At 61.5% G+C, this 23,231-nt stretch carries 16 protein-coding genes and 1 tRNA gene; 2 read left to right on the top strand and 15 right to left on the bottom strand.

The window, feature by feature from the left end:
• The 9 genes from HV822_RS17065 to HV822_RS17025 form a co-directional block, all read right to left on the bottom strand.
• A complete protein-coding gene (locus tag HV822_RS17065; RefSeq protein ID WP_238871455.1) occupies positions 1-1,122 on the bottom strand; it encodes a WD40/YVTN/BNR-like repeat-containing protein in 1,122 nt (373 codons plus the stop codon).
• Positions 1,123-1,370: 248 nt separating this feature from the next.
• The gene (locus HV822_RS17060; protein ID WP_238871454.1) at positions 1,371-3,746 is read right to left on the bottom strand and encodes an efflux RND transporter permease subunit; all 2,376 of its coding nucleotides are present in this window, start codon (positions 3,744-3,746) and stop codon (positions 1,371-1,373) included.
• Positions 3,747-3,773: 27 nt separating this feature from the next.
• Positions 3,774-4,901 (bottom strand): YCF48-related protein, encoded by a 1,128-nt coding sequence (locus HV822_RS17055; protein WP_396264938.1) that lies wholly within the window; start codon positions 4,899-4,901, stop codon positions 3,774-3,776.
• A gap of 270 nt (positions 4,902-5,171) precedes the next feature.
• The gene (pepN, locus tag HV822_RS17050; RefSeq protein ID WP_238871452.1) at positions 5,172-7,823 is read right to left on the bottom strand and encodes an aminopeptidase N; all 2,652 of its coding nucleotides are present in this window, start codon (positions 7,821-7,823) and stop codon (positions 5,172-5,174) included.
• A gap of 81 nt (positions 7,824-7,904) precedes the next feature.
• On the bottom strand, positions 7,905-8,711 hold the full coding sequence (locus tag HV822_RS17045) for a DUF2797 domain-containing protein (protein WP_238873644.1): 807 nt from the start codon (positions 8,709-8,711) through the stop codon (positions 7,905-7,907).
• Positions 8,712-8,743: 32 nt separating this feature from the next.
• Positions 8,744-9,010: a YeaC family protein gene (locus HV822_RS17040; protein ID WP_238871451.1), complete on the bottom strand. Its 267-nt coding sequence runs from the start codon at positions 9,008-9,010 to the stop codon at positions 8,744-8,746.
• 29 nt (positions 9,011-9,039) lie between these two features.
• Positions 9,040-9,888: a rhomboid family intramembrane serine protease gene (locus tag HV822_RS17035; RefSeq protein ID WP_238871450.1), complete on the bottom strand. Its 849-nt coding sequence runs from the start codon at positions 9,886-9,888 to the stop codon at positions 9,040-9,042.
• A 13-nt stretch (positions 9,889-9,901) separates the two neighbouring features.
• Positions 9,902-10,870, bottom strand: coding sequence for a metallophosphoesterase (locus HV822_RS17030; protein ID WP_238871449.1), 969 nt, complete (start codon positions 10,868-10,870; stop codon positions 9,902-9,904).
• Position 10,871: 1 nt separating this feature from the next.
• Positions 10,872-11,756, bottom strand: a complete 885-nt coding sequence (locus HV822_RS17025) for an NAD(+) kinase (RefSeq protein WP_238871448.1) — start codon at positions 11,754-11,756, stop codon at positions 10,872-10,874.
• A 94-nt stretch (positions 11,757-11,850) separates the two neighbouring features.
• Here HV822_RS17025 and HV822_RS17020 point away from each other — a divergent pair, with 94 nt between their 5' ends.
• Complete coding sequence (locus HV822_RS17020; RefSeq protein ID WP_238871447.1) at positions 11,851-12,753, top strand: DUF1853 family protein; 903 nt, start codon at positions 11,851-11,853, stop codon at positions 12,751-12,753.
• Between the two features lie 9 nt (positions 12,754-12,762).
• On the opposite strand, the gene HV822_RS17015 is transcribed toward HV822_RS17020, so the two are convergent.
• Together HV822_RS17015 and HV822_RS17010 are read right to left on the bottom strand one after the other, a co-directional pair.
• Entirely contained in the window at positions 12,763-13,596 is an 834-nt protein-coding gene (locus HV822_RS17015) for a hypothetical protein (protein WP_238871446.1), read from the bottom strand.
• Positions 13,597-13,795: 199 nt separating this feature from the next.
• Positions 13,796-15,832: an NADPH-dependent 2,4-dienoyl-CoA reductase gene (locus HV822_RS17010; RefSeq protein WP_238871445.1), complete on the bottom strand. Its 2,037-nt coding sequence runs from the start codon at positions 15,830-15,832 to the stop codon at positions 13,796-13,798.
• Positions 15,833-16,117: 285 nt separating this feature from the next.
• Here HV822_RS17010 and HV822_RS17005 point away from each other — a divergent pair, with 285 nt between their 5' ends.
• Positions 16,118-17,167 (top strand): AraC family transcriptional regulator, encoded by a 1,050-nt coding sequence (locus tag HV822_RS17005; protein ID WP_238871444.1) that lies wholly within the window; start codon positions 16,118-16,120, stop codon positions 17,165-17,167.
• A 272-nt stretch (positions 17,168-17,439) separates the two neighbouring features.
• Here the strand turns inward: HV822_RS17005 and HV822_RS17000 are convergent, their stop codons facing one another.
• From HV822_RS17000 to HV822_RS16985, 4 genes are all read right to left on the bottom strand, one after another.
• Positions 17,440-18,699 carry a nitrate regulatory protein gene (locus tag HV822_RS17000; RefSeq protein ID WP_238871443.1) on the bottom strand — a complete coding sequence of 420 codons (1,260 nt, stop codon included), beginning with the start codon at positions 18,697-18,699 and terminating at the stop codon, positions 17,440-17,442.
• A 175-nt stretch (positions 18,700-18,874) separates the two neighbouring features.
• Positions 18,875-18,951: transfer RNA gene (locus tag HV822_RS16995), tRNA-Asp, on the bottom strand.
• A 109-nt stretch (positions 18,952-19,060) separates the two neighbouring features.
• On the bottom strand, positions 19,061-22,108 hold the full coding sequence (locus HV822_RS16990) for an efflux RND transporter permease subunit (protein ID WP_238871442.1): 3,048 nt from the start codon (positions 22,106-22,108) through the stop codon (positions 19,061-19,063).
• Positions 22,105-23,157: an efflux RND transporter periplasmic adaptor subunit gene (locus tag HV822_RS16985; protein ID WP_238871441.1), complete on the bottom strand. Its 1,053-nt coding sequence runs from the start codon at positions 23,155-23,157 to the stop codon at positions 22,105-22,107. The genes HV822_RS16990 and HV822_RS16985 overlap by 4 nt, the downstream gene beginning before the upstream one ends.
• Positions 23,158-23,231: the final 74 nt, after the last annotated feature.

Below are 23,231 nucleotides of genomic sequence, written 5' to 3'. Positions count from 1 at the left end.
TTATTGATTGTTGGGCAGACCCTTGGGGGATGCCTTGACCACACCGTGCTGACCCACCAGCAGCATCTGACCGTCAGGCAGATACTTGGCCGTTGCCAGCGCGACACGATCGGGACGCACAGCCACTTCGAAGCTCTCGCCCCTGTCGTTGCTGGTCAGCACAACGCCGCCGGCGCCAACGACCGCCAGGCTGTCGCCTGCAGACAAGGTGCCGCCCAGCAAGGTCGACTCCAGCGGGCCATTATTCGGCGTATTCAGCTCAACCTGCTCCCAGGTGTCGCCAAAGTCGGCAGAGCGGAACATGTTACCGCGCAGACCCCAGACCAGTACCTGATTAGCCTCGCCGGTGCCGGCGGCGCCGAACCAGGTGCCATCGTAGGGCGAGTTCTGCAGGGTTTCCCAGGTATCACCAAAATCGGCAGAGCGATACAGGGTGCCCATTTCACCAGCCAGGAACAGGCCGGCGCCTTTCACCGGCGTGACCGCGTTGTAGTGGAAGCCGTCGGGGTTGTCGATGTCGAAAGACAGGTCTTCCCAGGTCTTGCCGCCGTCATCGGTGCGCAGATAGATGCCATAGGCGCCAAAGGCAAACCCGGTGCGGGCATCACGGAACCAGACGTCCATCAGCGGGCGTTCCAGCAGACCGGGGCCGTTCGGGTCTTCGGGCATGTCCAGCTCGGGATCGCGGTATTGCAGCTCCCAGCTGGCGCCGGCGTCGCTGCTATGCAGGATGACCGAGTCATGTCCTACCGCCCAGCCGTTGTTGGCATCGGCAAAGTACACAGCTGTCAGCAATTGTCGTGCTGGCACATCGGCCTGAGTCCAGCTGCTACCCTGATCGTCGGAATAGACGATATGCCCACGACTACCCACGGCAACCAGACGCTCGCCAGCAGCGGCGACATCCAGCAACAGTGTATGGCTGGCCAGCTCGGACTGAATGGCCGGCTTGGGCGCCTCGGCAACGGTATCGGCCAGCACAGCCGGCGCGGCAAGCAACGCGGCGCTGAGGCTGACGGCAGACGCCAGGCGAGAGGAACAGAACAGCTTGCGGAACTGCGCCCGGTAACCGGTCACGGCCGGCAGAGTCGTTTGAGTGCGCCGACGAGTGGGCTCACGCATACACCAATCTCCCTTATTGTTATCAATCTTCTGCGCTCGTTTGCGCTTATGCGCCAGTACGCGGAATGGATCATGGTAACGAGGCAAGGGGGCGAGCGCCAACGGCTCACGGTTATCTTTTGTTAATCACAACATTGATGCCGAATCAGCACTTTTCGCCGCAACTTTCCACAACAAGAACCCCGCTTACTGCGCCAGAAACAACAAGGCCCGCCAATTCGGCGGGCCTTGCAGGTCAGTCAGTCGCCTCAGTGAGACAGTTTGCTGCCCTTGGACTTGCGAACCTTTTCCGGGTTGATCAGGAAGCGCGCCAGTGCCGGCAGCAGCAGCATCGCGCCGATCATGTTTACCAGGAACATGAAGGTCAGCATCAGACCCATATCGGCCTGGAACTTGATGGCCGAGAAAATCCAGGTCGCAACGCCGATCGCCAGGCACAGGCCGGTAAACAGAACCGCCTTACCAGTCGAACGCAGCGTTTCGTAGTAGGCCTCCTGCAGCGGCATACCCTGGCGCAGGAAGGTCTCCAGGCGGCTGTAGACATAGATACCGTAGTCCACACCGATACCGACACCCAGCGCAATCACCGGCAAGGTAGCGACCTTCATGCCAATGCCGAGGAAGGCCATCAGCGCGTTACCCATCACCGAAGTGAGGATCAGCGGCAGCACGATACAGATGGTCGCAGGCACCGAGCGGAAGGTGATCATACACATGACACCTACCCAGATGTACACCAGTACCAGGATGGTCAGCTCCGAGCTGGAGATGATTTCGTTGGTAGCCGCTTCGATACCGGCGTTACCCGCAGCCAGCTTGAAGGTCATGTCATCGGTGTTGTACTCGGCAGCGAATTCCTTGACCGCATCGGTTGCGCGCGTCAGGGTGTCGGCCTTGTGGTCATCCAGGAAGATCATCACCGGAGCCAGCGAGCAGGCCGAGTTGAACATGCCGGACGGCGCGCGGCTGATGGCGTTGTTCAACACATCCTGGTTGCGTGACAGGCCCTGCCACTTCAGGTTGCCTTCGTTGGAACCCATGATCACCTGCTTGGCGACGGTCACCAGCGATACCGCCGATTGCACGCCTTCGAGGTTGCTCATCTTCCACTGCAGCTGATCGATGGCTTCCATGGTGTCATAGGCAGAGCACTTCTCCGGCGGCGTGCTGACCATCACCACCAGAATGTCCGAGCTGGTTGTGTAATTGCTGATGATGAAGTCGTTATCCAGGTTGTAACGCGAATCCGGGTGCAGCTCCGGAGCGCCGGCATCCAGGTCACCCACCTTGATATTGGCTTTCTGGTACATAAAGCAGCCAACACCACCCACCAGCGCAATAATCACCAGCCAGGGCGCCACGTTGGGGTGGGCCACATTGGATAGCAAACGCCAGAACGGGTGTTCACGCACGGCATCACGCTTGGAGCGCTCAATGGCCTTTTTGCTGATACCCAGATAGGAAATGGTCACCGGCAGCATGATCAGGTTGGTAAAGACGATAACCGCCACACCAATGGAGGCGCCAATCGCCAGCTCGTGAATCACGCCGATATCGATGATGAGCAGCGTGATAAAGCCAACCGCGTCCGCGAGGATCGCAATCATGCCCGGCAGGAACAACTGACGGAAGGTCAGTCGCGCAGCCGTCAGGGCGTTATCAGCACCACCGGACTGCAACGCGATACCGTTGATTTTCTGTACCCCGTGGGAAATGCCGATAGCGAAAATCAGGAACGGCACCAACATTGAGTACGGGTCTATCCCAAAGCCGACCAGGTTGATCAGGCCAAGCTGCCAGACCACCGCAATCAGCGTGGTTACCAGTACCGATACGGTACTGCGGATACACCAGGTGAACAGGTACAGCGCCACAAAGGTAATCACGAAGGCGATGGCGAAGAAGCCAACGACACCGATCAGGCCGTCGATCAGGTCACCGACCTTCTTGGCGAAACCAACGATGTGGATCTTGATGTTCGGATTTTCATTCTGGAAGCGATCACGAATCTTCTCTTCCAGCTGATGCGAGAACTCCTTGTAGTCCAGACGCAGCAGCTCGCTCTGGTTTTCCGGGTTCGGGTAGAACTCCTGCAGCGGCACCTCGATGATGCTGGATTTGAAGTTGTTGGCTACCAGACGCCCGATTTCACCGGACTTGAGTACGTTGGCACGCAGCTCTTCCAGATCCTGCTCGTTGGTGTAGGCCGGGTGATTGGTTACCGGGCCGCCATCAAAGCCGTACTCGGTCACCTCGGTCCAACGGACGTTTGGCGTCCACAGCGAGCGCAGGTTAGAGCGGTCTACACCGGGCAGGAAGAACACCTCGTCGTTGATCTGCTTGAGGGTTTCCATGTACTCGGTGCTGAAAATATCGCCGTCCTCGATGGCCACCGCGATGCGGATGGAGTTGCCGAGGTTGGCGAGATCGTCCTGGTGCTCGAGCATGTTGACGATGTACGGGTGCTCAAGCGGGATCATCTTGGCGAAGCTGGTATCAGGGCGTACCTGCAGCGCCTGATAACCAAGAAACAGCGAAACAAGGGTAAACAGAATCACCACTGCGAAGCGGTTGTTGAACACCAACCGCTCCATGAAGGGCGCATCTTTCTGGTCAAAGGACATCCAGATTCTCCTGGCTTGTAATTATTATCAGTGCGCGCGCAGTGCGTCGGCAGGCATGGTGACAACACCATGCTGGCCCACCAGCAGCAGTTCGCCGTTGGCCAAAACGCGGGCCGAAGCCAATGCCACGCGATCCGGACGGGTCATGACATCAAAGCTGCGGCCACCATTGTCACTGGTGACGACCACGCCACCGGCGCCCACGACCGCTAACGCACCACCAGCAGACACACCACCACCGAGCAGTGTCGCTTCCAGCGGGCCGTTGTTGGGCGTGTTCAGCTCGACTTGCTGCCAGCTGTCACCAAAGTCGGTGGAACGGAACATGTTGCCCCGCAACCCCCATACCAGAACCACGTTAGATTGCGCGGTGCCGGAAACGCCGAACCAGGAGCCGTCATAGGGCAGATCGGTGAGTGTTTCCCAGGTGTCGCCGAAATCAGCCGAGCGATACAACGCCCCCATTTCACCGGCGATAAACAGACCAGCGCCCTTGACCTCGGCCATGGCGTTGTAATGGAAGCCGTCGGGGTTGTCGATGTCGTAGGTGCGCTCTTCCCAGTTTTTGCCACCGTCATCGGTACGCAGGAAGGTACCGTAAGCGCCAATGGCAAAGCCGGTGTTGGCATTGCGGAACCAGACATCCATCAGCGGGCGCTCCAGCAGGCTGGGGCCGTCCGGGTCAACCGGCTGATCCAGTTCCGGGTCGCGATACTGCACGGCCCAGGTGGCGCCGCCATCGGTGGTATTGAGAATCAGCGAGTCATGGCCCACGGCCCAGCCGCGCTTGTCATCAACAAAGTACACGGCGGTCAACAACTGACGCACGGGCACCTCGGCCTGGCTCCAGTTTTTACCCTGATCATCGGAATAGACGATATGGCCACGGCTACCGACAGCAACCAGGCGGTCACCGACAACGGCAGCGTCGATCAGCAGCGTATGTGCAGCCAATGGAGATTGAATAGCAGGTCGTACGGCTTCGCCGACCGTTTCGCTTGCCTGAACGGCAGCAGACCCAAGCGCGCCCAAGCCGGACAACATAACGGCAGAGGTCAACGCAGAGACAGAAAACGCTTTCTTGAGATACGAACCCTGCAGTGAGAAAACTGCGCAGGTTGCGAGTGAAGCGCGCCAGGTAGACGGCTTACGCATAAACACCACCCCTCTTTGTTTTTATAGGTGTTGCTCCGCTACGGGAAGCATGTTGTCGCCACATGGCGCCTGCTGCAGCGCAGGCGCAGCCATGCAGTCATTCCGCCAGCGGACATCGCATATTAGAGACCTGCGAGGCGGGGCACAAATACCTCTCGGTAATTTTTTATTAAAATTTCACGCTTGCGCGTACTGAGTAACTCATTTATCGCCGGCGAGTTCAAGAGCCGCGTACCAGACGGCTGGCGGACATGAACTCGCCGTTGCCTGTCAGGCCAGCGACTTGCTGACCACCTCATAGACATCCGGCGACAGCTTTTCGGCCAATATGCGCGAGAGTTGTTCGCGCATCAGCGCCTGACGCTCGTCATCAAACTTGCGCCAGCGGCTCAGCGGCGTCACCAGCCGCGAGGCAATCTGCGGATTGCTGCGATCCAGCTCAATGATGCGATCAGCCAGGAAGGCGTAGCCGCTGCCGTCGATGGCATGGAAGTTGGCGAGGTTCTGATTGACGAAGGCGCCAATCAGCGCGCGCACCTTGTTGGGGTTGCGCAGGGTAAACAGCGGATGCTCCATCAGCTTCTGTACGCGCTCCAGCGCTCCCGGCTGAGTGGCCAGAGCCTGCACACTGAACCACTGATCCATCACCAGCGGATAGGCGGCCCAGCGCTCGGCAAAGTCAGCCAGCGCCGCTTCGCGCTGCTGCTCAAAGGGTGAGTTGACCAGCGCCACCAGGGCCGCCTGACGGTCAGTCATGTTAGTGGCCTCGACAAACTGGCGCACGCACCAGTTCAGCACCTCCTGCTCGCCGGTCAGCATCAGATAACCCAACAGGCTGTTCTTCAGGCTGCGATCGGCCATCGCCGCTGCGCTGGCACTGAACGCCCCTGCCCCGGCCGCTGCGAGCGCCTGATAGCGGGCAGCCATGTCGTCACGCAGGGCCACCGCCAGCGCACGACGCAGCCACTCACGGGCAAAGTGGATGGCATCAACGTCCGCCACCTCGGCCAGCTCAACCAGATAGGCCTCAGACGGCAGGCGAATGATCTCTGCCACCATGGCAGCGTCCAGCTCGGAGTCGGTAATCACACTGCGCATCACGTCCACCAGGCGCTGGTCCAGGTTCAGCGGGCGACCGGCCCGGTGAATATCCACCAGCCCCTGCAGCACATCTACCGCAAGGCCCTGGGCCGCCTCCCAGCGGTTGAAACCATCCGGATCGTGCTTGGCCAAAAAGACCCGATCATCCCGGCTGTAGGGGTAACTCAGCTTGACCGGGGCCGAGAAGCCGCGCAGCAACGACGGCAGCGGGCAGGTCGGGACATTCTCAAACACCAGCGTCTGTTCAGCTTCGGTGATCGATACGACGGCCTCGTTGCCGAGCGCCTCGCCGCCGAGCTGCAGCGCCATTTCCTTGCCCTCACGATCCAGCAGCGCCATACGCACCGGAATCACCTGCGGCAGCTTGTCGGGCTGGCCCGGTGTTGGCGGGCAAACCTGATTGAAGTGCAAGCGGTATTCGCGGCGCGCGGCGTCATACTCGCTGGTGACGCTCAAACGCGGCGTGCCGGCCTGGCTGTACCAGCGCTTGAACTGGGTAAAGTCCGCACCATTGGCATCTTCCAGCGCCTTGATAAAGTCGTCGCAGGTGACAGCCTGGCCATCGTGACGCTCGAAGTACAAGTCGGTGCCCTTGCGAAAGCCCTCCTCGCCCAGCAGCGTGTGCAGCATGCGCACCACTTCTGCCCCCTTCTCATAGACGGTCAGGGTGTAGAAGTTGGAGATTTCGATAAAGGAATCCGGACGTACCGGGTGCGCCATGGGGCCAGCGTCTTCGGCAAACTGATTGGCGCGCAGGAAGGTAACATCCTCGATGCGCTTAACCGTTCGCGAGTTCATATCGGCGGAGAACTCGGCGTCGCGGAACACGGTAAAGCCTTCTTTCAGCGACAGCTGGAACCAGTCACGGCAGGTAACCCGGTTACCGGACCAGTTGTGGAAGTACTCATGCGCCACCACAGCTTCCACCCGCTGGAACGCCATGTCGGTCGCGGTGTCCTGGTGCGCCAGTACGCAGCTGGAGTTGAAGATATTGAGGCCCTTGTTCTCCATTGCCCCCATGTTGAAATCGTTAACCGCAACGATCATGAAGATATCCAGGTCGTACTCGCGGCCATAGACCTCTTCATCCCAGCGCATGGAGCGCTTGAGGCTGTCCATGGCGTGATCGCACTGGGTGCGGTTCTCCGGCTCGACGTAGATACGCAGGTCAATCTCGCGGCCGCTCATGGTGGTGAAGCTGTCCTGCAGCAGGCACAGGTCACCAGCGACCAAGGCGAACAGGTAGGCCGGCTTGGGGAACGGGTCTTCCCAGCTGACCCAGTGGCGACCACCCTCATGCTCGCCGGAGGCAATCGGGTTGCCATTGGACAGCAGCACCGGGTAGCGCTCGCGCTCGGCAATCACGGTGGTGGTGAAGCGGCTCATCACATCCGGGCGGTCGAGGTAATAGGTAATCTTGCGGAAGCCCTCGGCCTCGCACTGGGTGCAGAACATGCTGCCGGACTTGTACAGTCCTTCCAGTGCGGTGTTGTTCTGCGGCTCGATGCGGGTGGTCAAGGCCAGCGCGAAAGTCGCCGCCGCTGGCTGCAGGCTAAGGCTGTCGTCATCGACCTGATACTCACCCTCGCCCAGCTCTCGCTCGTCCAGCACCACCTTGAGCAGCGCCAGCTCCTGGCCGTGCAGCGTCAGCGCAGGCAGCGCACCCTCGCCGTGCAGGTCGCTGTTCAGGCGCAGGGCCAGGCGGCTGTGCACCAGCGCGTGGTCTTCGAACAGCTCAAAGGTCAGCTGGGTCTCGTCGATCCAGTAATCCGGCGCTTTGTAGTCCTTGAGGTAAATCGTCTTGGGTTGTTCGGTACGCATGTCAGAGCTCCGCTGCGGCCGGGGTCGGCCGGTGAAATCGTGTTCGGCCGCCCCGCTGCAGGGCGGCCCTGCCGTTATGGCTCAACCGGCGCTGAAAGCCAGTTGGTAGGCGGTGTATTTGCGAATATTGATAACTGCGGTGTCGAGCAACAGATACTGCCCCTTGATGCCAAGCAGTGTGCCTTCGAGCACCGGCTCCTTGTCCAGATTGGCCGATTGCGGCTTGGCGACGTACTGCTCGACCGGATAACGGATCTCCAGCGCCTCGGCCTGCGGTAGCAGTTGCACCGCCTGCAAGCCGAAACGCGCCTGCAGCTCGGTAAGGCCCGCCTCGGCGTTATCCAGCAGGCGATCACGCTCAGCGCACAGGTCCAGCGGCTCAGGGTCGCCCTTGAGCAGTGCGCGCCAGTTGGTCTTGTCGGCTACCTGCTGGCGCAGCAGATCTTCAACCAGACCCGACTGCTGCCGCGTGGCTACCCGCAGGATGGGCAGCGCCTGAGTCGCCCCCTGATCAATCCAGCGGGTCGGTATCTGGGTAGCGCGGGTAATCCCCACCTTCAGCCCTGATGAGTTCGCCAGATAGACAATGTGATCGGTCATGCAAAACTGCTCACCCCAGGCCGGCTCGCGGCAGGTGCCCTGATCGTAGTGGCACTTCTCCGGGCTCATGATGCAGACATCGCACTGCGCCAGCTTGGTGAAGCACGGGTAGCAGTAGCCTTGGCTGAAGCTCTTCTTGGTCTTGCGGCCGCAATGTACACAGTTGATCACGCCCAGTGCTTCCAGACGCAGCGTCTTGCCAAGCAAGGCGTTGAGTGGCACGTGCTCATCACCGATGGGCAGGCTGTAACTAACTGGCGCCTCGGACGACTCTAGCTGGCCGCGCATTTTGCTGACGCCGCCCTGAAACTGCAGCTGGCTCAATGCAATGTCTCCGAGCCGGTCGAAAACAGAATATTGGGGACGTCCTTCTCCTGCGACTTGCAGCCTTGCGGCCCCATATACCCGGTGCGCTCCTCTTCCGGCAGATTGTCCTGCTCCCAGGCAATCATCGCCTGCAGGCAGAGCTCCTTCTGCTCCTGCGTCAGCTTACGCCCGTCCGGCCACTTGCCGATCTCCACGGCCAGCTTGAGGCTTTGATAAATGTCCGGGCTGATGTTGCGCAGCATCTCGACGAAGGTAGTCATCGGGTCTCCCGCTGGATAAGTGAAAGTGGCTATTGTACCTGCCGCTGACGCTGCAACGCACCTGCCACAGCGCCGATCAGGCAGCCCGTGACAAAGCCGCTGACATGCGCGGCATTGGCGATAGCGCCAAACCCCAGCAGCGTAATCAGGCCGGTCATGCACAGCACCAGCCAGGCCAGCATCATGATGATGACCCCGCGTGGCAGGTCAAAAAACACGTTGGGCGCCAGCTTCTGGTACAGCCAGCAATAACCAAGCAGGCCATACAGCACGCCGGACAGCCCGCCAAACAGGCTGCTGTTGCCACTCCACAACCACTGGGCGGTATTGGAGACCAGCCCGATCAGCAGCGTCAGGCCGAGTAGCCACAGCCCGCCGGAGCGCATTTCGATACGCCGCCCCAGCTCCCAGTACCAAAGCGCGTTGAACGCCAGGTGCATAACGCCAAAATGCAGGAAGATCGGGGTAATCAGGCGCCACCACTGGCTCATATCCGGCTGTGCAGCCAGATAGCCACTGGGCTCCAATGGCGTAAAGGTAAACTGCACCACCTGTCGCACATCGCTGCCCAAGCCGGTCAATAATGCAACGACGGCGGTGATCGCCAGCACCGCCAGCGTCACGGGGATCAGGCGGTGCGCTTGACGCCAGAACTGCGCGGCCGGGCTCGGCGGACGCGGCGCACCCGCGCTGTGTGGCAGGGCATCAACACCCTGCTCATAGAGGCTGCGCACAATCTGCGCGCTGGCCTCATCAACCACCCAGACCACCTGCTCGCCACGTTCCTCGGCAATCCGGTGCACCACCCCGCGGCTGCGCAGAAACTGCGCCAAGGGCGCCAGGTCTTCGTTCAGCGGGCAACTCAAGGCCTTCAGCATGACATTCCTCGATTCAACTCATTCGCGGGACTTCGACCCAGACAAAATGGTCGCGTTCCAGTTGGCGCTCGCCGCTCCAGCGGTAGGCCACCAACTTGCCATATTTCACCGCGCTGTAGTCCAGACAGGCCAGATTGGGCCGAATGGGCTGAGGGCGTCCCTGCTGCCAATAATGTCCAACGAACAGCAGCGGGTCGTGCGGGCGATAGAGCATCAACGCCTCCTTCTGCTGTTCGGTCAGTGGCTTCTGCGCTACCGGCTCAGGCAAGGCATCGGGCTGGAACACCACATCACCGTATGTTTGGGGTGACTCTTCCCAGAACTTGGTACGGAAAAAGGCGCGGGTGAAGCCGTCCTTGCCGGTCATGGTGATGCCGTGCGGCAGGCGCATGTCGGTGCCACGCAGCAGTCGGTCAAAGGTCTGAGCGGCAAAACTGCTCCAATCAGCTGAAGCCAGCAAAAAGTCCTGATCGATACGCCCATCCGGATACTGCGCCCGCAGCGGCTCAATCAGGCTGCTGTCCCAGCAGGCGTGCACCAGCCGAAACGGCCCCATATCCAGAAACAACGGCAGCTCGGCAAACCAGTCGACAAACTCGCGCCACTCCTGCGGCCAGGCGTCGAATTGCGTCAGGGTATCGCCAATCAGTCGGTGATGCCGCTCGGTATGCTCACGCAGATAAGTCCGCTGGCTGTCGGCCGGCGCCGGGGTTTCCCAGCACAGGGCGTTGAACTCATGGTTACCCATGATGCAGTGGGCCTGCCCCGCCTCGACCATGTCGCGCACCAAGTGCAGAGCCTCACGAATACGCGGCCCGCGATCAATAATGTCACCGAGAAACAGCGCCTGCCGGCGTGGGTGCTGCCAGACGCCATTCAAACGGCGGTAGCCCATCTGCTCCAGCAGCCGCTCCAGGGTGTGCGCACAACCGTGCACATCACCAATGATGTCGTAGCCGCGGGCAAGCTCGACGCTGTCCACCTTACTGCTCCGTCAAACGGCTGGACCAGCCGAGCTTGCTGCGGCAGATGGCATAGAAGTTGTGATCAAGCGGGTGCAATAGTCGCAGTTTCTGCGGCTTTTTGCGGATGGTAATGCTGTCTCCAGGGGCGCAAGACATGTGCACCTGCCCGTCGCAGCTGACCTGCGGGTAGATACCGCTCTGCTTGGAAATGATGATCTTCAGCTCGCTGTTGCCATCCACCACGATCGGCCGGCTCGACAACGTATGCGGGAACATCGGCACCAGCACCACGGCATCCAGCTTGGGATGCATGATCGGCCCGCCGGCCGACAGTGAATAGGCGGTCGAGCCGGTTGGCGTGGCCACAATCAGACCATCGGACTTCTGGCTGTAGACAAACTGGCCGTCCACATACAGCTCAAACTCGATCATCCGCGCCGATTTGCCCGGGTGCAGCAGCACGTCATTGAGCGCCTCGCTGGTACCCAGCTGCTCCTCACCGCGGCGCACAAAGGCATCGAGCAGAAAGCGGGTTTCAACCATGTACTTGCCGGCCAGGACTTCGCCAACTCGGGCCTCGAGCTCATCCGGCGGAATGTCAGTCAGAAAGCCCAGACCTCCGCGGTTTACACCCAAAACCGGAATATTGTAACGACACAGCGCACGGGCGGCGCCCAGCAGGCTGCCATCCCCTCCGACGACGATCACCAGATCACAGATCTCGCCCATCATCTTGCGCGAGCACACCTGCTGCTGGTGGCCCGGCAGCAGATCAGCCACTGCATCTTCCAGAATGACCGTATGCCCGCTGTCGAGCAGAAAGCGCTTGAGCCGCTTGAGGGTATCGACCACACGCCCGCTGCCCAGACGTCCAATGAGACCGATGTTGCGGAACTGATCCATACCACCCCTTTGCGTTCGCCTGTGAGATGCCCGAGACTGGGGCAAGCGCCGATTATTCCGCAGCCAGCCAAGGCTGGCAAATACGGGAGCCGCGATGCCACCGCGTTTTAACAATCCGATTGTCCGTGATCTGGCCTGGGTAGCCGGCAGCCCGGCACTGCTCGACAGCCAGTTGCTGCCGATACGCGACCCGCTGCAAGACTCGATCTGGCGCCATGACCCGGACCAGCTGTGGCATCAACTAAGCGCCCTGGATGCTGCCCCTCACCAGCTGGCCGAGCTATTCAGCGATTCGCCCGACCGACGCCTTGGCAGTCACTACGAGCGCCTCTGGCACGCCCTGCTGACACTGGCACCGGATACACGCATTCTGGCGCACAATATTGCCTTGCGCCGTGGCGCGCACACGTTGGGTGAAATTGATCTGCTGATGCAGGCTGCTGACGGCGCCATCGTGCACCTGGAGCTGGCGGTCAAGTTTTACCTGGGCCGCGCCGATCTGCACGACCCGCGTCAACCCAGCAGCGACCCGCAGCACTGGTGGGGCATTGATACCCGCGACACTCTGGCCCACAAGCTGAGCCGCCTGATCCAGCACCAGCTACCCCTTAGCCAGCGTCTGCCCGAGCTGGTCACCGCGCATCGCGCCCTGCCGCTACCGGAGGTCTCGGCGGCCTGGTTGCAAGGCGGCTTGTTTACCCCGCTGAATCAGCCGATGCCACTGCCAACAGGCGGCCTTGCGCCGCCCAGCCCTCTGCACTGGTGCCCGGTGCGTGCGCTGAAGGCGCTGCCGCAACACTCGCGCTGGCTGCAACTACCGCACAAGGAATGGTTGATGCCACCGGCAGTGGGCGCTGCCGAGGCACTGAGTCCGTCAGACATGCATGCACTTTGCCTGCGCCTGGGACGACATCGGGCGCGCATGTTTTGTGCCGCAGGGGGTGACAGTCTGAGCGCCGAGCGCCTGCTCTGCATGGATGACGCCTGGCCAGCCTGAACGGCCAGGTCAGTCAATATCGGTGGAAGAACGGCTTTGCGCCTTGCTCAGTTCGCGCTTGAGGTTGGCATTGACCTTCTGCTGCTGGGCCAGCTCCTGCTTGATATCCAGCAGCTCGCCCTGAATGATCTCCAGATGCTCGGCATGGGTGCCGCGCAACTCGACCAGCGCCTGTTCCTTTTCCAAGGTCAACGCCCGCAGGCGGTTATTGAGCAGTTCGATCTGCTGGCGATACTCGCGCACTTCACGAGCGTGCTGCTCCTGCTTTGCCTGCGCCTCCTCCGCCGCCGCAGCCTCACTGGCCGCCCCGCCGACCGTATTGCCACCGCCGTACCAGGCATCCTCGGCAGCGATATGCAGACGCTCGGGTGCCAGTAGCCCCAGGGTCTCCTTGTCTTCGCCCAGGATACCCAGCGCGTTGCGCGCGACAGCTTCCTTGACCAGTGCCAGATCGTTGCTGCCGGCACGCTGGCCAGGCTTCCAGAGCATGGGGCGGTACTGCGGTTGCTTGTTGTAACCCAGGCATACCAGGCGGATCGGACCACCGCCCATGTCCGGCCCACGCTCGCCCCGCTCGGCAATCTGGCGCAGCGGCATGTTCCACAGCCGGTTTACATAGCCATCGAGATCAAAATCCAGGGTAAAAAACACGGCCGCACGCACCTGCAGCCGCACATTGATTTGCAGAAATACCGCTTCGACGGTTTCATCGGCAAAGTCTGGCGAGGCGACCAGACCATCAAGCAGCGCCTCGAATTCGGGGAACAGCATTTCCTTGCTGATGCCACGTTCCGCAAAGAACATGACTGCCTCAGTCAGTAACGGCTTGCTTGCCGTGCTCATTATTCAGTCTCCTCACCCTGCGGCGGCCCCACATGGAGCGCTATCCCCATCAGCCTTCCAGTGTAGGCAAAAGGTTAAGCGCTGTGTGTGACAGACTTGGCAAGGGACTGGAGGGCAAGGACGTAATGCCGCGCAAAAGGCCGAATTGGTCGCACTTTTGCCGTCGGATGCCCCGCAGGCAGGGCATCCGTTCGCCAGATCAGATCACCGCGGCGAGTCGCGAGCCCTGATCGATGGCGCGCTTGGCGTCCAGCTCGGCGGCCACATCGGCGCCGCCGATCAGGTGAACGCTCTTGCCGGCAGCCAGCAACCCGTCTTGCAGCTCGCGCAGCGGTTCCTGGCCGGCGCAGAGGATGATGGTATCGACCGGCAACACCTTGGGTTCGCCGTTTTCGCCGATGCTGATGTGCAGCCCCTGATCGTCCACCTTGAGGTAGTTGACCGAGTTGAGCATCTGCACCTGCTTGGTCTTGAGCCCGGCGCGGTGAATCCAGCCGGTCGTCTTGCCCAGGCCGTTGCCCACCTTGCTGGTCTTGCGCTGCAGCAGATAGACCTCGCGGGCCGGCGGGTGTGGTTGCGGCGCGACGCCGGCAATACCGCCACGGGCCTCCAGGTTCGGGTCGATACCCCACTCCTTCCAGAACAGGTCGATATCCTGGCTTGGGCTGGTGCCCTGGTGCGTAATCATCTCGGATACGTCAAAGCCGATACCGCCGGCACCGATCACGGCCACTTTCTGACCCACCGGCTTGCGTTCCAGAATGGCGTCCAGGTAGCCAATCACCTTGGGATGGTCGATACCCGGGATCTCCGGCGTACGCGGCACGATACCGGTCGCCAGAATCACCTCATCAAATCCGGTCAGATCCTCCACGCCTACGCGGCGATTCAGCTCCAGCGTGACGCCCGTTGTCTCGATGCGCTTGGCAAAATAACGCAGGGTCTCGTAGAACTCCTCCTTGCCCGGCACGCGCTTGGCGACGTTGAACTGACCACCAATCTCGCTGGCCGCATCAAACAGGGTGACCTCGTGACCACGCTCGGCCGCAGCGGTAGCTGCCGCAAGGCCCGCAGGCCCGGCACCGACTACGGCGATGCGTTTCACCTGCGTAGTCGGCACAAAGTTCAGCTCGGTTTCGTGGCAGGCACGCGGGTTCACCAGACAGCTAGTGAGCTTGCCACCAAAGGTGTGGTCCAGACAGGCCTGGTTGCAACCAATACAGGTATTGATCTCATCAGCACGGCCCGCCGCCGCCTTGTTGACGAAGTCCGGGTCGGCCAGAAACGGGCGGGCCATCGAAATCATATCGGCGGCGCCTTCAGCTACCAGCTGGTCAGCCAGTTCCGGGGTATTGATGCGGTTCGTGGTCACCAGCGGAATGCTCACTTCGCCCTTGAGCTTGGCAGTGACCTTGGCAAAGGCGCCACGCGGCACCTTGGTGGCGATGGTCGGGATACGCGCCTCGTGCCAACCGATACCCGTGTTGATAATGGTGGCACCCGCTTTTTCGATCGCCTTGGCCAGCATGACAACTTCATCCCAGGTGCTGCCGCCTTCCACCAGATCGAGCATCGACAGGCGATAGATGATGATGAAGTCGGTGCCTACCGCCTCGCGTACCCGACGCACAATCTCGACCGGCAGGCGCATGCGATTCTCGTAGCTGCCGCCCCAGCGGTCAGTACGCTTGTTGACGTGAGCAACCAGGAACTGGTTGATGAAGTAACCTTCCGAGCCCATCACCTCAACACCGTCATAACCCGCTTCCTTGGCCAGCGCGGCGCAACGGGCGAAGTCAGAGATCTGCTTTTCGATGCCGTCCTCATCCAGCTCTTTGGGCGTGAACGGGTTGATCGGCGCCTGTACCGCGCTGGCGGATACCTGCTTGGGGCTGTAGGCGTAACGACCCGCATGCAGAATCTGCATGCAGATCTTGCCGCCCTCGGCGTGTACCGCGTCCGTAATGACGCGATGCTGTGCTGCCTCTTCCGGCGTGGTCATCATGGCCGCACCGTGCGCAACGCTGCCCTCCTCGTTCGGGCCAATGCCGCCGGTGACGATCAGGCCCACGCCGCCGCGTGCGCGCTCGGCAAAGTAGGCGGCCTGGCGGTTGAAACCATTGGGGCGCTCCTCCAGGCCAGTGTGCATGGAGCCCATCAGGGTACGGTTGCGCAGGGTGGTGAAGCCCAGGTCCAGCGGGGCCAACAGGTGCGGATAGAGGGTTTGTTCGCTCATCGGTTACTCCGGCGTCATCATCAGGAACGGCGCTCGAATACGTGCCCGGCGCCTGTTAGTGAGCAAAACAATAGGTCCGCTTGCGAGAGCGCTCAATAACCCAAGGTGACACTTTAATAACAGCAAATTACACTACAGGACGCGCGAACCATTTCCGCACACCCTCTGCGAACGCTCAAACGTGCAGGTCCAGGGCGCGCTATCCACCCAATGGGGCACTGTTAGGCAAAGGGAATGCGGACTTAATCAGTGCTTTGTTCAGCCACCACTGTTGCGGGCATTGCCATGAAACTGGGTGATATTTCTGTTGGCTATCTGCTGGCCCTGCGCGAGGCGATACACCGCTCTGGGCTTGACCCGACGCCGTTGCTGGCGCGCTTTCGCATTGACGACGCGCTGCTGGCCGAACCCCATGCGCGCATCAGCATTGCCCGCTTTATGCGCCTGGGCAACGCCGCTATCCGCTACACACGCAACCCGGGCATCGGCTTGTTGATGGGCAGTTGCAGCCAGCTCAGCCATCTGGGTTTGGCCGGCATGGCCGCCCAATGCGCGCCTACCCTGCGCGAGGCCTTCGCCACCCTGATCGAGTTTGAACTGCTGTCCAGCCAGAACTACCGCGGCCATTCCAGCTTCGAGGCGCCAGCGCTGCGCTTTTACTCGATCAGCCCTTACAACATGTTCAACCTGTTTGTGGTGGATTCAGCATTGTCAGCGCGAGCCCATGTAGGTCGTGCGCTGACAGGCGGGCAAGCACGCTTGCGCGAGGTGCACATCGAGTTTCCGCCACCGCCCTACGCTAGCCGCTACGAGGAGGTATTTGGTTGCCCGGTCTACTTTGAACAGCAGCACAACCAGTTGCTGTGGGAGGCGCGCAGCCTCGACCTGCCACTACTGCAGAGCGCCACCCCGACCTACGTACATCTACGCGAGCTTTGCCAGCAGCGCCTGGGCGAGCTGACCCGGCACCGTGGCCTGCGTGAGCGGGTGGAAAGCCTGGTTGCCCCCAAGCTCGACGGCCAGCCACCCGCCCTGCCGGAGGTGGCGCAGCAACTTGGGTTGGCAGCCTGGACCCTGCGCCGCCGCCTGCAACAGGAAGCCCACACCACTTATCAGCAAATTCTTGATGATATGCGCCGCGACCTGGCCGTCAGCTATGTGCGTGACACCGAGCTGGCACTGGGTGAAATAGCCTATCTACTGGGGTTTTCATCACCGGAGGCGCTGCAGCGCGCATTTCGACGCTGGACTGGATCACCGCCCGGCAGCTACCGCAAACAGCTGCTGGAGGCGAAAAGAGTTGGGAAGGAAATTGATTTTAAAACAGAGGGATAGCACATACTTCTTACAGTACGCACGAAGAGCAATCACATCTCTTCGGCGTCTTCTACATCAGCATCATCCCATTGTTGGGATTGCAGTTCGATCAGTTCTTCTGCGTAGTCGTTCATACGACGCTCCTGTCGTTACAGCGGTGGGTTGTCCTGCCAACGCTAGCGCGCTGGCATTACAGTCAGATGACCGTCTTGGCCACAAGTTCCCCGCGGCCCAATATGAGGCGCAGTAGAGGCTCCGTCGCACCAAAACAATGCAGGCCACAAGCAAGGTTATTGCTTGAGCAGGTCACTGTAGTTGAGCACGGTTTGAGCCACCTCACCGAGGCGCTGGCCACGCTCCATCGCCGCGCTCTGCAAGGTACGATAAGCCGACTCCTCACTTAGCCCGTGACGACTCATCAGCAGCCCTTTGGCACGCTCCACCAACCGGCGCTCGCTCAATGTCTCACGTGCCTGTTCCAGCTCATCCTGCAATTGCTGCAAACGCACCGTTTGCTCATGCAATGCCTGCAGTAGCGAGCGATTTACCTCTCCACCCGGCGCCTCGCCCGGCAGCACCTGCAGCTCGGTCGCCTGCACGTTGTACAGGCGCGGTGCGCCCTGTTCGTCGTAACGATCAAGCTGGTCAAGCTGACGCAACAGCCGACGCTGATTGTCCAGGTCGGCCTGGGCCTTGCAGGTTTTATGCGCGCATAGCTGCTGCAGGCTATCGGCCAGGTGATCCTCGATCAGCTTCATAGTGTCCATGCGCTCGCTGGTCAGGTCGAACCACAGGTCACCCAGCTCGCCCTGCACCCGCTGAGTGGAGGTGGTGCGCACGGCGACTTGCCGCAACCGCTCAATCTGCTCGACCAGTTCAGCCTTGCACAGTTGCTCCCACTCGGTGCGCGCCGCATCATCCGCAGACGCGACAAAGCTGTCGAAACACCGCTTCTGGCCGTCCTGCAAAAAGTGCAGCCGATCCTGCAGGGCCTGGTCGAAGTAGCCCGCCATAAAGCCCGCTACGCCTGTCGCGCGCTCCTGCCCAGCCAGCTCCTTGCCCTGCATGAAGTTGAACAAAGCAACCAGAGCACGGGTGACACGCGGGTCAACAGCGGTATCGGCAGCCTCAAACACTACGGCAAGCAATGCCGCCACCAGGCGGGAGAACTGCCGCATGGCCTCAGCAGCCGAGACTGACTCATCACGCACTCGGCGGCGCAATGCCGGCAGTGCATCCAGCGCATGCAGTGCATAGGCGATCCGGGTAAACAGCTGGGCCTTGTCGGCGCTGGCGCTGGCGCTGATCTGGCCCAGGGCTGCGCGGACAACCCGCTCCTGCTCCAGCGCTTGCTGGCTCAGCTCAGCGAGCGTATGCGCGTGGCTGGCCGCCTGCCCACCCAGACAAAAGTTGGAATACCCGCGCTCTCGCTGCAGCGCATGGACCAAACGACTGATTTGCACCACCAGTGCGCAGGTCAAAGACAGCGCCTGCAGCCCCTGCATCTCGCTGCGTCGAGCCGCCAACATAAAGTCCAACGCTGATGTCATACCTGATCTCCCCACTCATCATCACCGGGAAGAGGCAAGAGCCGTGCCAGACGAGGCACGCAGGTAAGGTTTCAGCGCTGAGCTGTGGGGTTGCAGGTAAGTCGCGACGACGACCAGAAGCCGTACTCCAAACGCAAAAAAGCCCCGACTCTTGCGAATCGAGGCTTTTGCAAAATGGCGCAGCGGACGGGACTCGAACCCGCGACCCCCGGCGTGACAGGCCGGTATTCTAACCAACTGAACTACCGCTGCGCGTAGATCAGAAAACACACCGTTTTAGCGGCCTGGGCTTTCACCCTGTGCGTCTGAACTGGCGCGCATTTTATCGATTCCGCCAACCGAGTCAAGCACTTGCGTGCGATTATTTAAAAATATCTGCACACGACGGCGCCCCTGCCACAGCAGCTGACGGTTTTGCTCGCAGTACCAATCGGCACACCGCCGGGACGACCAGCAGTGTCAGCACCGTAGATGCCAGCAAACCGGAAATAATCGCCCAGGCCATCGGTGGCCACAGCGTTGAGCTGGACAATGCCAGCGGCAACAAACCGGCGATGGTCGTGGCGGTAGTCAGCAAGATCGGCCGGGTGCGACGCAGTACCGCCTCCGACACAGCTGCGTTGATATCCAGGCCCTCAGCCAGCCGCTGGTCGATCACATCGATCAGCACGATGGCGTTATTGACCACAATGCCCACCAACGCAATCACCCCCAGCAACGACTGAAAGCCAAAAGGTGCGCCAGACAGCACAAGACCGGGCAGCACGCCAGCACTGGCCAGGGGCACCGTCAGCAAGACAATGCCCAGACGGGTAAAGGAGTTGAACTGCAGCAGCAAGAAAAACAGCAGTAGCAACATGCCAACCGGCGCCGTAGTAAACAATGCACGATTGGCATCGCCGGAACCCTCGCTCTCCCCGCCGACTTCCATGCGCGTACCTTCCGGCAAGGGCGATACCCGCAATCTGGCCTGCAGCGCCCGCATGACCTGGCTGAAGCTGTAACCCTGCTCCAGGCCTGCAGTCACCGTGAGCACCCGCACGCCGTCACGCTGGGTGATGCTGGCGGGCTGCCAGTCCGGAACGATGCGCGCCACCGCACTCAGCGCCACTGCGTCACCACCGGCATTGAATACACTGGCCGACAACAGCCGATTCAGGCTCTGCCGACTACCCTCGTGGCTGCGCAGCACCAGAGGAATCGGGTCCAGCTCCTGGCGGTATTGCTCGACGGTGGTGCCCAGGCTCTGACGATACAACGCCTTTGCCACATCTGCGCGGCTGAGGCCAAAGCGCTCGGCTTGGGCATCATCGACGTCAATACGGACCACCGGCACACCCAGATCAATGTCATGCCGTACATCCAACGCCCCAGGTATCTGCTTGAGCAAGGCAAACAGCTGCTCTGCCGCCGCGATGCGCTGGCGGTCATCCGGGTGATACAGACGCAGCTCGACCGGCGCCGCGACCGGGGGCCCTTGCCCAAGGGGGCTGGCCACCACATCCAGCTCAGGCCAGCGCGCCGCCACCGCACTGCGCACCCACTGAATCAGTGGCGCTGTATCGGCCAGCTCACGGGTATTGATCACCAGACGGGCGCGGTTAGGCGCCTGGGGAGAACGGGTCAGGTTGTAATAGAAACTCGGCCCGGTAGCACCGACAAAGCGGTGGACGGTCTCCACACCGGGCCGACTCACCAGCTCGGCCTCCAGCTGCGCCGCCACCTCGCTGGTCCGCAGCTGATCCGTCCCCTCGGGCATGTATAGCTCAATCACCACCTGGGGCCGGTCAGCATTGGGGAAAAACTGCAGCTTTACCAACGGCGCCAAGGCCAGGCTAAGCACCACAACCAACCCTCCGAGCAGCAACATGGGCTTTGGTGCCACCTCGCTGAGCCGCGCCAGGGTTGCAGCAACGGCCTGCAGCCGCGGGTTTGCGCGTTGCCGCGCCGGGCGCAGAAAACGGCCCGCCAACAACGGCGCAACACTGATAGCCAACAGGTAACTGACACTCAGGGTCAGCATGATCATTACCGGAATACCGCGGGTGAAGTCCGCCGTCCCGCCCTTGGACAGCAGCATAGGAGCAAAGGCAGCCAGCGTCGTCGCGGTAGAGGCGCCCAGCGGCGCAGCCAACTCACCAATACCGCCCAGCACGGCTTGGGCGCAGCTAGCGCCGGCGTTGAGGCGGGCCTGAATGTTCTCCACCATCACAATCGCGTTGTCGATCAGAATACCCATGGAAATCACCATGCCGATCACCGCAATCTGGTGCAGAATGCCGCCACCGAGGTCATAGAGCCCCAGGCTGATCAACGCCACCAACGGCAACATAAGCGCCACCAGCACGCCCATTCGCCAGCCCATTCCCAGCAGCACTACTGCGATGATGATCAGTACGCTACTCACCAGATTGGACTCAAGGCCGTCCAGCCGCTGCTTTACCTGATCCGGCTGAAAGAACATCTCATCGATCTGCAGCGGCGCAAATTCTGGCGCCAGTGCATCCAGGCGCGCGCGTAGCTGCTGCCCGAAGCGAATAGCGTCGACCTGTCCCCGCTCCAGCACCAGACCAACCAGCACGCTTGGGTCACCGTCGTACCAGGCGCGCTCCCCCAGCGGCTCTGTCGGGCCGCGCCAGATATCGGCAATGGCCGCAAGCGGCACACTGCCACCCTGCGGCAGCGGAATCTGGGTCGCCCGCAGGGCGTTCACGCTAATGAACTCGCTGTTGGGCAATATGCCAAGACGCTGGCTGCCTACCACCACAAAGCCGCCGGGGATCACCTGGTTACGCTGCGCCAGTAGCGCCGTCAATTGCCCCGGCGAGAGGCCCAGACGCCGCATTTCGGCGTCGCGCAAGGCAATGGTGATCTGCTCGTCCGTATCGCCGTACAGCTCGATACGCGAAAGGCCCGGCAGGTCCATCAACTGACGCTTCAGCCGCTCGGCCTGAGCACTCAGGTGCACCAGCGAGGGGTCACCGCGCACAGCCAGCACCACCGCCGGTATGTCGATCAGGCGGTCATCCAACTCAATGCTTTGCACGCCCTCGGGAAACTCCAGCTCCGCCCGGGTAATTGCCTGGCGCACGCGATCCCAGGCGGCGTCGGTATGGTAGATATTGTCGAGCAGCCGTACCGAGACCAGTGCCACCCCGGTGCGCGCAGTGGCACTGATGAAATCCACCTCCTCGACCTGCGACAGCTCATCGGCCAGCGGCTCTACAATCAGCCGCTCGACCGACTCGGCAACCGCGCCGGGGTAGATAACGGTGATCATGCCAGCCCGGTAAGGAAAGCTCGGATCTTCCTGCCGGGCCATGGTCAGATAAGAGGCCACGCCCAGCAAGGCCAGCATCACCACCACGAGCCCGAGCAGGCGCGGACGCAGCCAGCGAGACGGGTTCATGGCAGCAGCTCCACGGCGTCACCGTCAGCCAACCGACCCAGACCCGCGTAGACCACCCGATCACCGGCGCGCACGTCGCCCTCACTCAACATCGCCAACTCGCCGGCAAACCCAGACACCTGAACGGACACCCGCTGTACCAAGCCTTGCTCGAGCCGGAACACCGACAACCCCTGGGCCGAGCGCATGACCGCCGCCAGCGGCACGCCAAGCTGAGCGTCAGAGCGGCGCTGCAGCCCCACCTCCAGTGCGTCGCCCGCGCGGCCCTGCCCCTCCAGACTGACCACCAAGGGGTAAAGCGCCGAGCCGTAGCCTGCACCACGGCCGATTTCTACCACCCGGCCCTGCCACTGCGTCTGCTCCAGAGAAGCCCAGACTGGCACGCTCATGCCGGCCTCCAGCCCTTGCAGCAGCTCTGCGGGCACCATGACCTCAACTTCCAGACCGTCGCCGGCCGCTAACTGCAGCACTGGCTGTCCCGCCGCGACATACTCCCCGGCTTCAACCAGCAAGGCATCGATGGTGCCGTCGAAGGGCGCTCGCAGACGGGTTTCGCTGTGCAGCTGCTCGCTTTGCTGCAAACTGGCCCCTGCACTGCGCACCGCCGCATCCAGGCCCTGCAACCGCGCCTTGTGCTGCTCCAGATCAGCCTGCGATAACACCCCGCGCTGGAACAGCTGCTCGCTGCGCGCCAGGTCACGCCGCGCCTGCGCCGCCTGCACCTGCAACTCCGTCAGGCGCGCTTGCGCCGCATCCCGCGCCGGTGCCAACTGCGGATTGTAGAGGGTGGCCAATACCTCACCGGCTTGAACGCGCTGGCCAATCGTCAGCGGCCTGGTAGCCAGCGTACCGCCCACTTGAAAGGTCAGGCTGGCGCGCTGCCGCGCGCGCGCCAAGCCCGCAAAACGCAGCGGCTCGACCTCGCCTGCCGCCATCACCTCTGCGGCGCGTACCGCAATCGCAGGCTGCTCGGGCGCTGGCTCGGCTGGGGTACCACGGCAACCGCCCAGCACCAGTAGTACCGATGCCCCTGCCAGCAACCGCCTCATACTGCTTCGATCTTGCCAAAACGCCGCACTAGCCATCATTGTGCTCCTGAAATCGACCCCCTAATTAACAATCT

This window comes from Halopseudomonas maritima, from assembly GCF_021545785.1.
GTDB classification, from domain to species: domain Bacteria; phylum Pseudomonadota; class Gammaproteobacteria; order Pseudomonadales; family Pseudomonadaceae; genus Halopseudomonas; species Halopseudomonas maritima.
This window is presented reverse-complemented; position numbering and strand designations above follow the sequence as displayed.